Genomic DNA, 12,398 nt, shown 5'->3' with positions numbered 1-12,398 from the left:
ACCTCCGGCAGTCAGGGAAAGGTCAGAGTAGCCCCAGTTGTTCGACCTCGGGCGCGCGGGGCAATTCCGGCAAAGGTGCAAGGCCCGGCAGGCGTGCCATCAGCCGCTGGTGAAAGCGCTGAGCCAAGGCGGCTGCCAAGCGGTTGTCCGATGTGTGCAGGAAGATGTACGGGTTGCGGCCCTCCTCGATCCAGCCAGCAACCTTGTCTACCCAGGGCGTAAGGAAGGTTTCGTTGGCCTGCAGTTCGGGATGGCCAATGAAGCGCACCTGCGGATGCTGGCTGAAGGCGGCCGGCCGTGGCGGCACCTTGGGCTTCTTGGACTGCGCATGCAGCACGGCAGGGTCGCGGGAGGTGCAACTGAACAGCGCACGCGGGTCAAGGCAGATACGTTCGACGCCACGTTCGTGCAGCAAGCGGTTGAGCAGCCGCTCTTCCTCCCCCTTGGCGAAAAAGGCCTGGTTGCGCACTTCCACCGCCACTGGCACGGCAATTTCATCGAGGAAGTGGCATAGCTCGCCCAGGCGTGCAGGGCCGAACTGAGCCGGAAGCTGCAGCCAGTAGGGCGATACGCGCTGGCCCAGCGGGGCCATCAGCCGGGTGAAATCGAAGGCAGGCTCAAGCTGATCGCGCAGGTCGCCCTCGTGGCTGACGTCCCTTGGAAACTTGGCGGTAAAGCGAAAGTGCGCGGGCATCACCTGCGCCCAGCGGGCAATGGTGCCGGGGGCGGGGCGTGCGTAGAAGGTGGTGTTGCCTTCGACGGCGTTGAACACCTGGCTGTAGAAGCCAAGCATTTCATTGCTGCTGGCGTCGGCGGGGTACAGGTAGTCGCGCCAGGCGTTTTCGCTCCATGACGGGCAACCGAGAAAGTAAGGCAGTGGGGATGGACTCATCCACTAAATGTACAGGTCGAGCCCCAGTACTTCCATGTCCCAGTCGTTAAAACCGGCGGTGCTCAGGTAGCTGGCCAGCGCGGTGGCAGTGCGGCGGTCACGGGCGCGGGGGAAGACCATGTCCTGCTGGCGGGCTGGCAGGCCACCGCTGCGGCGGCGGGCGGTGGCTTCCTGCGGGGCGGTTTCGGCCTCCTCGACCACCTCGGCATCGTCGATGGCCTCGTCACGCACCGCTGCCTTGCGCGGGGCGCGCTTGACCGGATAGGACTGCGAGGAGAAACCGTCGATACGCATGGCATGAGCACTCAGGACCAATGATGGCAATTTAGCAGCATCAGAGTTCCGTCGCTAATGCTTGAGTGATAACTGGACCACAGATCGCACAAAAGGTTTTAGCGTGATCGGCGATAACCGACGAACAGCACTCAGTGCTTCTTGGGCGTAGCTACATTATCGCGCAGATACACCGGTTGCGCCTGCTCGGCGACGATTGCCTCGCCACGTGCCCAGGCAAAGGTCGCCAGGCTGAGCACGTCCAGGGCATTGGGCAACGCGCCAGGGTTGCTGGCCGCCACCTGCACCGCCAGCCGCTCTGCGTAGCCCCACCCGGTGCCGGCACCGAACCACTCGCCATTGCTGCCCGCCGGCAGAGCCACCTGCTCAGGCGGCAATACCGCCTCACGGCCGACCAGGCGCATTTCGCCCGCCGTAGCCTGGTAGCAGCCCCAGTACACTTCATCCATGCGCGCATCAATGGCAGCCGCCACCTGCTGCACGCCCTGCTCGCGCAACGCACCCTGGGCCAGTGCGGCCAGGTTGGACACCGGCAGCACCGGGCGCTCGAGGGCAAAGGCCAGGCCCTGGACCACGCCGATGGCGATGCGCACACCGGTGAACGCACCTGGGCCACGGCCGAAGGCAATGGCATCCAACGCATTCAATGCCACGCCAGATTCGGCCAGCAGTTGCTTGATCATCGGCAGCAGCTTCTGGGCATGCATGCGCGGGATCACCTCGTAATGGCTGGTTACCTTGCCGTCATGCAGCAGCGCGACGGAACAGGCTTCGGTGGCGGTATCCAGGGCCAGCAGGGTGGTCATCGAACGGGTATCCAGGTGCGAATGAAAAGAGCGGCAGTATAAACGACAACGGCCCGCAAGCGGGCCGTTGTCGATGTGCGTCAATCCAGGATCAGCTCAGGGCTGCCAGGACCTTGGCAGTGATGGCGTCGACCGAACCGACACCTTCGATGTGGCTGTACTTCGGCTTGCCAGCATTGGCGGCCGACAGCTTCTGGTAGAAGTCCACCAGCGGCTTGGTCTGGGTGTGGTAGACCGACAGGCGATGGCGAACGGTTTCTTCCTTGTCGTCGTCGCGCTGGATCAGGTCTTCGCCAGTGACGTCGTCCTTGCCTTCCACTTTCGGCGGGTTGTACTGAATGTGGTAGGTGCGGCCCGAGGCCAGGTGCACACGGCGGCCAGCCATGCGGCCGACGATTTCTTCGTCATCCACGGCAATTTCGACCACGGCGTCGATGTCGACACCAGCAGCCACCATGGCTTCGGCTTGCGGGATGGTGCGTGGGAAGCCATCGAACAGGCAGCCGTTGGCGCAATCAGGCTGGGCGATGCGCTCCTTGACCAGGCTGATGATCAACTCGTCGGAAACCAGCTGGCCGGCATCCATGACTTTCTTCAGTTCCAGGCCCAGCGGGGTGCCGGCCTTGACGGCGGCACGCAGCATGTCACCGGTGGAGATCTGAGGGATACCGAACTTTTCGGTGATGAACTTTGCCTGAGTACCTTTACCGGCCCCGGGAGCTCCCAGCAGAATTACGCGCATCTCGTGCTCCTCAAATTTTTTTATGAAATTCAATGGATTCGGCAACCAGGGCCAAGTCCGGAAAATCGGGTATGACCATAAATCGGTCAGAAGGCTGCTCAAGATACACAGCGCTCGGCAGCCAGACAAGCGTCCCAAAGTTGCAGGAATGCGCCACTTGCGGCTCAGCAGACTGGCGGTTGCGCCCGGCGCAACCACCCTCCCCGTCCTTGTGCCGGGCCTGCTCGGCACTCGCCAGGCATGGCCCGGGCATGCCCTCAGCCGGTGTTGCGCAACCCGGCGGCAATACCCGCCACGGTCACCAGCAAGGCCTGCTCCAACGGGCTGTCCAGAGCGGCTTCGCGGCTGCGCGAGCGAGCCAGCAACTCGGCCTGCAGGCGGTGCAGTGGGTCCAGGTAGGTATTGCGCAGGCTGATGAATTCCAGCGTCTCGGGGCTGTGCGCCAGTAGCACCGGCTGCCCGGTCAGGCCCAGCACCACCTGGCACGACTGCGACAATAGGTCGCGCAGGTGCGCACCTAAAGGAAGCAAGTGCGGTTGCACTAGACGTTCGTCGTAGGCCTCGGCAATTTGCGCATCGGCCTTGGCCAGCACCATTTCCAACATATCGATGCGGGTGCGGAAGAACGGCCACTGCTCGCGCATCTGCGCCAGCAACTCACCCTGGCCACGGGCCAAGGCGTTGCTCAGTGCGGTCTCCCAGCCCAGCCAGGCCGGCAACATCAGCCGGGTCTGGGTCCAGCCGAAGATCCATGGGATGGCCCGCAGGCTTTCGATGCCCCCGGCGCGGCGCTTGGCCGGGCGGCTGCCCAGCGGCAGGCGCCCCAGCTCCTGTTCTGGCGTCGACTGGCGGAAGTACTCGACGAAATCGGGGTTCTCCCGCACCACGCTGCGGTAAGCCTTCACACCATCGGCGGCCAACTGGTCCATCAACTCGCGCCAAGCCGGCTGCGGTGGCGGAGGTGGCAGTAGTGTGGCTTCGAGTACGGCCGCCAGGTACAGGTTGAGGTTTTGTTCGGCGATACCCGGCAAGCCGAACTTGAAACGGATCATTTCGCCCTGCTCGGTAGTGCGAAAACGCCCCGCCACCGAACCCGGTGGCTGCGACAGAATCGCCGCATGCGCCGGGCCACCGCCGCGCCCAACGGTGCCGCCACGGCCGTGGAACAGCAGCAGCTCGACCTGATGCTCGGCGCAGATTCGCACCAGGTTTTCCTGGGCACGGTACTGTGCCCAGGCAGCGGCGGTGGTGCCAGCGTCCTTGGCCGAGTCCGAGTAACCGATCATCACTTCCTGCGGGCCACGCAGGCCGGCGCGATAGCCCGGCAGGCCGAGCAGGCGCTGCATCACCGGGCCGGCGTTGTCGAGGTCGGCCAGGGTTTCGAACAGCGGCACCACGCGCATGGGGCGAGTCAGGCCAGCTTCCTTGAGCAGCAGTTGCACGGCCAGCACATCCGAGGCGGCACCCGCCATGGAGATGACATACGAGCCCAGCGAGGCAGCCGGCGCGGCGGCGACTTCTCTGCAAGTGGCCAGCACTTCGGCGGTATCCGCCTGCGGTTTGAAATGCGCAGGTAACAGCGGCCGGCGGTTTTTCAGCTCGGCCTGGAGGAACCCGATTCGCTGCTCTTCGTCCCAATCGGCATAACGCCCCAGGCCCAGGTAATCGGTGATCTCGGTCAGCGCATCACGGTGGCGGGCAGCGTCCTGGCGCACGTCCAGGCGGCCCAGGAACAGGCCGAAGGTAACGGCGCGGCGCAGGCAGTCGAGCAGCGGCCCCTCGGCGATCACACCCATGCCGCAATCATGCAGCGACTGGTAGCACAGCTCCAGCGGCGCGATCAGGTCGCGGTTATCCACCAGCACCTCGGCACCGGCCGGCTGGTTGCTGGCCAGGGCCGAGTGCGCCCAGGCTCGTGTCGCCCGCAAGCGGTCGCGCAGTTGCTTGAGCACGGCGCGGTAAGGCTCGGCACTGTCGCCGACCCGTTCGCGCAGGGCGTCGTTGGCCTGCTGCATCGACAGCTCCGCAGCCAATGCATCGATGTTGCGCAAGAACAGGTCGGCGGCCATCCAGCGCGCCAACAGCAGCACTTCGCGGGTGACGGCAGCGGTCACGTTGGGGTTGCCATCACGGTCACCGCCCATCCACGAGGCAAAGCGGATTGGCGCGGCCTCCAGCGGCAGGCGCAGGCCAGTGGCCTCCAGCAGGGCCTTGTCGACCTTGCGCAGATGGCTGGGGATGGCGTGCCACAGCGAATGCTCGATCACTGCGAAGCCCCACTTGGCTTCGTCTACCGGCGTGGGGCGGGTGCGGCGGATTTCTTCGGTGTGCCAGGCTTCGGCGATCAGCCGGCGCAGGCGTTCGCGAACCTGCTGGCGCTCGGCCGGGCTCAGGTCGCGGTGGTCCTGCGCGGCCAGTTGACCTGCAATGGCGTCGTATTTCTGGATCAGCGTGCGGCGGGCTACCTCGGTGGGGTGAGCGGTGAGCACCAATTGGATGTCGAGCTTGGCCAGTTGTCGGGCCAAGGCATCGTTGCTGTGGCCAGCCTGCTTCAGACGCGCCAGCAACTCAGGCAACACCCGCGCTTCGAAAGGCTCGGGCTGATCGGCGTCGCGGCGGCGGATCAACTGGTACTGTTCGGCCATGTTGGCCAGGTTGAGGAACTGGTTGAAGGCCCTGGCCACAGGCAACAGGTCGTCTTCGGCAAGGTCCGCCAGGGTCGAGCTCAGTTGCTCACCGGGGCCACGGCGGTCGGCCTTGGCACTGTGGCGAATGTCCTCGATCTTCTGCAGGAACGCATCACCGTGCTGCTGGCGAATGGTTTCGCCAAGCAGTTCACCCAACACATGGACATCTTCACGCAAACGCACATCGATATCGGTCATTGGCCCTCTCTTTGGCGCGGCTCTGGCGCACTCCTGTACACAGCTCTGTCAAAGAGTGCCCCTTGCCGCGCAGCCATGGCAAGCCGTGATCGGTCAAAGCAAACTAAAGTGAAAGCACAGCACTCCCATGCCATGCAGCCTTAGCAGGCGTAACCAGAGGTCATCATGAAAATCCGTGAACTCGCCCAGCACTGGGAACAGAATGCCGCTGGCACGCTCAGTCGCACAGGGCATGTCTTGCATCTGGACCTGGAGTCCGAGGCGCGCCTGGCCGCGCTGATCGACATGTACCCCAAGCGCACCGCCGAAGAACTGCTCGGCGAACTGGTCGCCGCCGCCCTCGAAGAACTTGAAGCCAGCTTCCCCTATGTGCAGGGCCGGCAGGTCATCGCCACCGATGAAGAAGGCGACCCGCTGTACGAGGATGTCGGCCCTACTCCACGCTTTCTCACCCTGTCGCGCCAGCACCTGCACAGCTTGAGCAACACTGCCGTCGATAACGAAAAATAGCCTGCCCTCCATGTTCCGGGCCCCTGAAAGGCCCGGAATACCGCCCTCGGCCGAGAAAGTTCCAGCAAATCCTCGCTGACCAATCAGTCAGAAAAAAATCCGCTCGCAGCGCATTTTTTTCTGAACCATTCGAAAAACGGTCGAGTCGGAGCCAATAGCCATCACGCTAAAACCCTGCACACTGCCCTCGTGCACCGTTGAGCTGAAGCGCGCGGTTTTGTCAGGGATTGAGCGATGGACTGCTACGGACATCGTCGTTATCAGGAGTGATCCAATGGAGCTGACCATCATGAAGACCCGCACCCGCAAACTGTCATCCACTCATGTGCGCGGGTTCAAGCTGGCCGCGCTGGCCCTCGGCAGTAGCCTGGTCCTGGCCGGCTGTGCGGGCAACCCACCCACCGAGCAGTATGCCGTTACCCAGTCTGCTGTGAACTCCGCCGTCAGTGCTGGCGGTACCGAGTTTGCCGCCGTGGAAATGAAAGCGGCCCAGGACAAGTTCAAGCAGGCCGAGATCGCCATGCATGACAAGAAGTACGACGAGGCCAAGCGCCTGGCCCAACAGGCCGAGTGGGACGCACGCCTCGCCGAACGCAAGGCCCAGGCGGCCAAGGCCCAGAAGGCCGTGCAGGATGCCCGCCAGGGCATTCAGGACGTACGTGAGGAAGGCCTGCGCAGCGCTCAGTGAGCCCTGCCCCGCCAACCTTAGCCTTCGCACACGATCAAAGGATGAACACTATGCGCAAACACGTCATGATTCCCGCCCTGCTGGCCCTGAGCGTCGGTCTCGCTGCCTGCTCGCACGACCCGAATGCCAACCTGGAAGCGGCCCGCACCAATTTCTCCTCGCTGCAGAGCGACCCGCAATCGAGCAAGGTCGCGGCCCTGGAGACCAAGGACGCCCAGGACTGGCTGAACAAGGCCGACAAGGCCTACATGGACCGTGAAGACCAGAAGCAGGTCGACCAGCTCGCCTACCTGACCAACCAACGTATTGAAGTGGCGAAACAGACCATTGCCCTGCGCACCGCCGAAGGCGAGCTGAAAAATGCCTCGGCCCAGCGTGCCCAGGCCAAGCTGGATGCCCGCGACGCGCAGATCGCCAAGCTGCAGGACAGCCTCAATGCCAAGCAGACCGACCGCGGTACGCTGGTGACCTTCGGCGACGTGCTGTTCGACTTCAACAAAGCCGAACTCAAGAGCAACGCCTACCCGAACATCACCAAGCTGGCCCAGTTCCTCCAGGAAAACCCGGAGCGCAAGGTGATTGTCGAGGGCTACACCGACAGTGTCGGCTCGGCCAACTACAACCAGAGCCTGTCCGAACGCCGCGCAGGCTCCGTGCGCATGGCACTGGTGCGCGCCGGCGTGGACCCTGCACGCATCGTGTCCCAGGGTTATGGCAAGGAGTACCCGGTAGCGGACAACGGCAGCAACTCGGGGCGGGCGCAAAACCGTCGGGTGGAGGTGACCATCTCCAACGACAACCAGCCGGTGGCACCGCGTACGGTGAGTCAGGCCCAGCAGTAAGACTGGCCAGCTGAAATGACAAGCCCCGCGATCGACGCGGGGCTTTCTTTTGCCTGTTCCGACCTCTCGCGGGCACGCCCGCTACGGGGCCGATACAGGCAACATCACTGCACCTGCTGTGGGGTTTCCTCGCCCATGCAACGCACGGCGCGCTTGCGGTTGTCCACCAGCACGCCGGTCAGGCCTTTTTGCTGGGTGTCGAACAGCACCAGCACGCCGTCCACACACTGGGCCACCTGCGCCGCCGGGTCCAGCGACACCTTGTAGTCTTCGCCGGGGATGGTCTTGAGCATGGTGAAGTCCTGCAGCAACAGGGCATCCTCGGGTTTGGCGAAATGCAGGTAACCGTAGTACCACAAAGCCCCCACCGTCACGATGATGCTACCGATGCCGGTCAGGATCAGCGGGATGGCGTTGCGTTCTTCACTCATTGCTTGTTCTTCTCGTCAGGGAAATTGGGCACTTCGGCAAGCCGCCGCAGGCCGTTGAAATGGCTGGGATCATCAAGGAAACGCAGCATCACCTGGCGCCAGGTCGGGTCAGCGAAGGTCTGTACATGGCCGCCTCGGGTCAGTTGCAGCACCCTTGGTGCTGGTGCGTGCTGGTACAGGCGAATGCCGTTGTCCATCGGCACCAGGTTGTCGTCGATGCTGTGGAAGAACAGTTTGGGCGGGCTGCTCAGCTGCTCGATCGAACGGATCGCGCTGTCGCCGTCCGGCACCAGCCACGACAGCGGCACCTGCAGCGGCCAAGTCATCCACGAGGTGCTGAGGGCATAGCGCCCCACCTCGCGGTAACTGGCCGGCACGCCATCGAACACCAGCGCGCTGAAGCGCTGGCGCTGCTCAGGGTGGGCCGCCAGATAATGAATGGCCATGGCGCCACCCAGGCTCTGCCCCAGCAGCACCAGTGGCTTGCCCTTTACCTCGGGTGCCTGGTCCAGCCAAACCATGGCGGCGGCAATGTCCTGGTACACGTCCGGCAGGCTCGGCTGGCCCTGGGACAAGCCGTAGCCGCGATAATCGATCATCAACACCTGGTAACCCTGCTCCGGCAGCCAGTAGCTCCCCCCCAGGTGTCCAGGCAGGTTGCCGCCGTTTCCATGCAGGTGCAGCACCGTGCCTTTGACATCGACCCCGGCCTTGGCCGGCAGCCACCAGCCGTGCAGGCGCAGGCCATCAGCAGTGTTCAGGGTGACATCGCGATACGCCAGCTTGGCCCGCTCAGGGGTGAAGGCCTGGCCACGCTCGGGGTAGAACAGCAGGCTGCTGCAGCCGCCAAGCCCCAGCAGAACCAAGCCCAGGGCCAGCAGGCGGCAGCACTCAGAGAATGTTCGCGTAGTCGGCTTCAATACGATCCAGGCTCAGGTGGTTGAGGAAGTTGGAGAAGCACATCCAGGCCGACAGCGCGTTAAGGTCGCGGAACTGTTCGGGCAGGTACTTGGGTGGCTCGACCAAACCCTCCTCGACCAGCTGACGCAGGGTGCGCATGTCTTCCAGGGTGGTCTTGCCACAGAACAGCAACGGGATCTGTTCGAGCTTGCCCTTCTTCACGGCCAACTGAATGTAGTTGTAAACCATGATGAAGCCCTTGAGATAGGACAAGTCCTTGGTGAATGGCAGGCCATTGGGCACCGAGCCGCGGAACACCCGGCTGGCGTTGCTGTAGCTCTGCGCCATCTCGAAGCCCTGCTCGCGGAAGAAGTTGAACACCTGGAGGAAATCGGCGCCCTCCTCGACCATGTGGATCGCGCGGGTGCGGTTGGTGAGCTTGCGCAAGCGGCTGGGGTAGGACGCAAAGGCGATCACTTCCATGAGGATGGCCAGGCCTTCCTGGGTCACCGTCGACGAGGGCGGGCCCTTGGCCAGAAAGGTACAGATAGGCTGGTTCTGGCCATTCAGTGTGGTGCCCACGTGCACCAGCCCTTCGTGCACCTCCAGGGCGCGCACGTCGCGGACGTTGAACATGGCGTCGGCGCGCACCTTGATGTAGTCGGCACCGGCCGCAGCATCGGCGACGATGCCGTCAGACTCGAATACGCGAATGGTTTCCTCGGCCTCGCCGAACACCTTGTTCAGCCGGCGCTGGAGAATGTCCACGGCCTCCTTGGCCGTCAGATTCTTGGGTTCGTCCTTGAGGTCGCCACGGCCGTCAATGTTGTTCAGGTAGTCTGAGAACATCATGCCGAGGTCGGCCAGGGTCGGGTCACCGGCGTGGAAGGCATCCGAGGCCGCGCCGTACAGCTCCTGGGAGATCAACCCGAAGTCCTCGGTGCCGCGCGCTTCGAGCATGCGCACGACCATGCGGTACTCGCGGCACATGCGCTTCATTCAGAACATATCGATGAGCCCCGCCGAGACCGCCTTGACGACCGCCTGCACCTTGTTGGTCGCGCCAAGCTTCACGAGGACGTTGTTGACGTGAAAAGTCACCGTCCGCTCCGCGATGCCGAGGATCTGACCGATCTCGCATGCCGTCTTGCCTTCGGCGGTCCAGCACAGCACTTCGCGTTCCCGCGCCGTCAGCACGACGCTTGCCGCTGGCGCGAGCTTCGGCACCATGAAGCCGCTCATCAGCGAATGTGACAGGTTCGCGAGCCAGTGGGTCTGCAGCGTGAGCATGTCGATTTCGGCAGGCGTGAGGCGATCCGCATGGCGCGCGATGCTCAGCAGGCCGAACGCGCCGCGCGCGGCCCAGCTCGACTGCGCGATGCCGACCGACAACCCGGCCTCGCGCGCATCTTCCCACAACGGGCATGGCGCGACCTCGTCGACGTCCGGCCAGACGATCATGTTGGTGGTGAGCGCACCGTCGCGGACCGTCGAATCGATCTTGATGTAGTCCTGCGCCTGATAGTGCGCCATCCAGCCGTCCGGATAGGTGTCGAAGATCGCGACGGCCGATTTCGACACGGGCAGCGGCACCCGGATTCCGTAACAGCAGTATTCGAAGCCCAGGCGCTTCGAATACGCGGCGATCCGCTGGAAGAGCTGCTGCTCGTTCTCCGCGGCGCTGAATTGATGGTAGGCGTCCTGCCAGCGCAGCTCCATGATCTGGCCAACCGGGTTGAACTGGCCGAGCTGGCGAATGATGTCGCGCTCGATGCCCTGAAACTCGGCCTTGACCGCGCTGGAGTCGAACGACAGCGGGCGCGACTGGTAGTAGGCGCGGTCAACCGCCGGCGGCTCCTTGCCCTTGGCCTTGAGGAAGCCCTGGCGAATGTTGTCGTCCCACTTCACCGCGTCCAGGACCCGGATCGGGGTCTGCGCCGCGACGATGCGGTCGGACAGGGCGCGGATGGTTTGCTGGTATTCGTCCACCGGGGACTCCTTTCTAGTACAAGAAACCTGCCCGCGAGGAAGCCAACACGGTCATTTGCCGGAGCGCTGGAACCGCGCCACCTCGACGAACAGGTCGGAGTTGGCCGGGTCGTCCAGATACGCCAGCACCCGCGCCGACGGGCTGTCGATCAACACGCCATCGCCGTTGTCTTCTGGCACCTCGGTGCTACGCCCGGTCAGTTCTTTCTTGTCCACCGCCTGCTGCACCTGCTCGACATCCAGGTTGTAGACCACCAGTTCCTTGCCATCGACGATGTCGAAACCGCCAATCAGGAAGTTGCCACCCAGGCGCTTGGGCACACCAGCCGACAGGTACCAGCGGTTGCCGTGGCGCGACACAGTGAACACGTATTCTTCAGGGGCCTTGCCCTTGGCCGTGGCCACTGCCTTGTAGGCATCGCCACCGCTGCGGCTGATGGTCAGCTTCAGCGGCTCGCCCCAGGCGTCCTTGCTGCTCCACTTGCCGAGCAGGGCCTTGGGCGCCGCCTGGTTGCTGGGCAATGGCTCATGGAAGGTCACCAGACAACCGCCCAGCAGCAGGAATGACAGAGTCAACAACACCACACGCCAGGCTTTCATCAGGTTCTCCTTGAAAAGTCGATCTCGGCTCAGGCCGATGCCAGCACAAGCTGCAGGTATCGGGTAAGCATAGCGAGCATCTGCCCATCGGCTTGCGCATTCGCATCCTTGAGCAGGCCCTGATATTCCATCTGCTCGATAATCGCCGTCAACATCTGGGCGTCCTGTTCCGGTTGCCGCGAACCCACTACCTGCAGCAATTGCCGGGTGCCGTGCAACAGGATCTGCTCATGGGCGCACACCAGCTCGGCCAGGCGCGGGCAAAGCAGCGCCTCCTGGCGGAAGGCCTGCTCGGCCATCAGGAAGTCACGGCGGTTCAGCAGTTGCCGCTGCACATAGTCAGCGGTCATGCGCGCCACTTCGTCGGCCAACCGCGCCCGTGCCTGCTGGCTGCCATCGCCCTGGGCCAGCAACTGGCGCAACACCACCTCGGTGTTGGCCCACAGCTTGGCCATGTAGGCCGCGCTCCGCTCGACGTACTGGGCGAAGGTATCGGTGAGCAGGTCCTCGATGTCCTTGAAGTAGTAGGTGGTGGCCGACAATGGCACACCAGCCTCGGCGGCCACTGCGCGGTGGCGCACGCCGCGTACACCATCGCGCACGACGATGCGCATGGCGGCGTCGAGGATCAGCTGGCGACGCTGTTCGCTGCCTTGGCGGGCAGTCTTGCGCCCTTGGTATTGCACGCTTTCGGCGACGGCGGTGGCAATGCCGGCGGCGCCCTGGTCAGGCATGGCGGGTGTCACGGGTATACCTCATTGGACAACGTTTCATCAGTGCCGGCCTCTTTGCGGGCGTGCCCGCAAAGAGGCCAGTACA

The 12,398-nt window shown here is 63.8% G+C and carries 13 protein-coding genes and 2 pseudogenes; 3 read left to right on the top strand and 12 right to left on the bottom strand.

Annotated elements, in window-relative coordinates:
- Positions 1-22: 22 nt before the first annotated feature.
- From ACNQP3_RS05695 to ppc, 5 genes are all read right to left on the bottom strand, one after another.
- The gene (locus ACNQP3_RS05695; RefSeq protein ID WP_012270803.1) at positions 23-892 is read right to left on the bottom strand and encodes a DUF72 domain-containing protein; all 870 of its coding nucleotides are present in this window, start codon (positions 890-892) and stop codon (positions 23-25) included.
- Positions 893-895: 3 nt separating this feature from the next.
- Positions 896-1,186: a hypothetical protein gene (locus tag ACNQP3_RS05690; RefSeq protein ID WP_012270802.1), complete on the bottom strand. Its 291-nt coding sequence runs from the start codon at positions 1,184-1,186 to the stop codon at positions 896-898.
- 131 nt (positions 1,187-1,317) lie between these two features.
- Positions 1,318-1,992 carry a tRNA (adenosine(37)-N6)-threonylcarbamoyltransferase complex dimerization subunit type 1 TsaB gene (tsaB, locus tag ACNQP3_RS05685; protein WP_012270801.1) on the bottom strand — a complete coding sequence of 225 codons (675 nt, stop codon included), beginning with the start codon at positions 1,990-1,992 and terminating at the stop codon, positions 1,318-1,320.
- 91 nt (positions 1,993-2,083) lie between these two features.
- Positions 2,084-2,734 carry an adenylate kinase gene (gene adk, locus ACNQP3_RS05680; protein WP_012270800.1) on the bottom strand — a complete coding sequence of 217 codons (651 nt, stop codon included), beginning with the start codon at positions 2,732-2,734 and terminating at the stop codon, positions 2,084-2,086.
- A 257-nt stretch (positions 2,735-2,991) separates the two neighbouring features.
- Positions 2,992-5,619 (bottom strand): phosphoenolpyruvate carboxylase, encoded by a 2,628-nt coding sequence (ppc, locus tag ACNQP3_RS05675; protein WP_264316871.1) that lies wholly within the window; start codon positions 5,617-5,619, stop codon positions 2,992-2,994.
- Positions 5,620-5,784: 165 nt separating this feature from the next.
- Here ppc and ACNQP3_RS05670 point away from each other — a divergent pair, with 165 nt between their 5' ends.
- The 3 genes from ACNQP3_RS05670 (at position 5,785) to ACNQP3_RS05660 (ending at position 7,659) form a co-directional block, all read left to right on the top strand.
- Positions 5,785-6,129: a hypothetical protein gene (locus ACNQP3_RS05670; RefSeq protein WP_012270798.1), complete on the top strand. Its 345-nt coding sequence runs from the start codon at positions 5,785-5,787 to the stop codon at positions 6,127-6,129.
- A 274-nt stretch (positions 6,130-6,403) separates the two neighbouring features.
- Entirely contained in the window at positions 6,404-6,817 is a 414-nt protein-coding gene (locus ACNQP3_RS05665; protein WP_012270797.1) for a DUF4398 domain-containing protein, read from the top strand.
- Between the two features lie 50 nt (positions 6,818-6,867).
- A complete protein-coding gene (locus tag ACNQP3_RS05660; protein WP_012270796.1) occupies positions 6,868-7,659 on the top strand; it encodes an OmpA family protein in 792 nt (263 codons plus the stop codon).
- 104 nt (positions 7,660-7,763) lie between these two features.
- Here the strand turns inward: ACNQP3_RS05660 and ACNQP3_RS05655 are convergent, their stop codons facing one another.
- The 7 genes and pseudogenes from ACNQP3_RS05655 to ACNQP3_RS05625 all read right to left on the bottom strand — a co-directional run bounded on the left by ACNQP3_RS05655 (position 7,764) and on the right by ACNQP3_RS05625 (position 12,313).
- Positions 7,764-8,090: a hypothetical protein gene (locus ACNQP3_RS05655; protein WP_012270795.1), complete on the bottom strand. Its 327-nt coding sequence runs from the start codon at positions 8,088-8,090 to the stop codon at positions 7,764-7,766.
- Positions 8,087-9,010, bottom strand: coding sequence for an alpha/beta hydrolase (locus tag ACNQP3_RS05650; protein WP_179026980.1), 924 nt, complete (start codon positions 9,008-9,010; stop codon positions 8,087-8,089). Before ACNQP3_RS05650 ends, ACNQP3_RS05655 begins: the two co-directional genes overlap by 4 nt.
- Positions 8,982-9,989, bottom strand: a pseudogene (locus tag ACNQP3_RS05645) (flavohemoglobin expression-modulating QEGLA motif protein); the annotation flags it as partial. The gene ACNQP3_RS05650 and the pseudogene ACNQP3_RS05645, both read right to left, overlap by 29 nt.
- Positions 9,990-10,709 carry an autoinducer binding domain-containing protein gene (locus ACNQP3_RS05640; protein ID WP_243567400.1) on the bottom strand — a complete coding sequence of 240 codons (720 nt, stop codon included), beginning with the start codon at positions 10,707-10,709 and terminating at the stop codon, positions 9,990-9,992. It abuts the pseudogene before it with no gap.
- Positions 10,707-10,979 (bottom strand): annotated as a pseudogene (locus tag ACNQP3_RS05635) (flavohemoglobin expression-modulating QEGLA motif protein); the annotation flags it as partial. The gene ACNQP3_RS05640 and the pseudogene ACNQP3_RS05635, both read right to left, overlap by 3 nt.
- A gap of 51 nt (positions 10,980-11,030) precedes the next feature.
- Positions 11,031-11,579, bottom strand: coding sequence for a hypothetical protein (locus ACNQP3_RS05630; protein WP_056796298.1), 549 nt, complete (start codon positions 11,577-11,579; stop codon positions 11,031-11,033).
- Positions 11,580-11,608: 29 nt separating this feature from the next.
- Positions 11,609-12,313, bottom strand: coding sequence for a TetR/AcrR family transcriptional regulator (locus tag ACNQP3_RS05625; RefSeq protein WP_012270791.1), 705 nt, complete (start codon positions 12,311-12,313; stop codon positions 11,609-11,611).
- Positions 12,314-12,398: the final 85 nt, after the last annotated feature.

This window comes from Pseudomonas sp. LFS074 (assembly GCF_047978165.1).
Classification (GTDB): domain Bacteria; phylum Pseudomonadota; class Gammaproteobacteria; order Pseudomonadales; family Pseudomonadaceae; genus Aquipseudomonas; species Aquipseudomonas putida_P.
The sequence above is the reverse complement of the archived record's forward strand: the minus strand, read 5'-3'. Positions and strand labels throughout refer to the sequence as shown.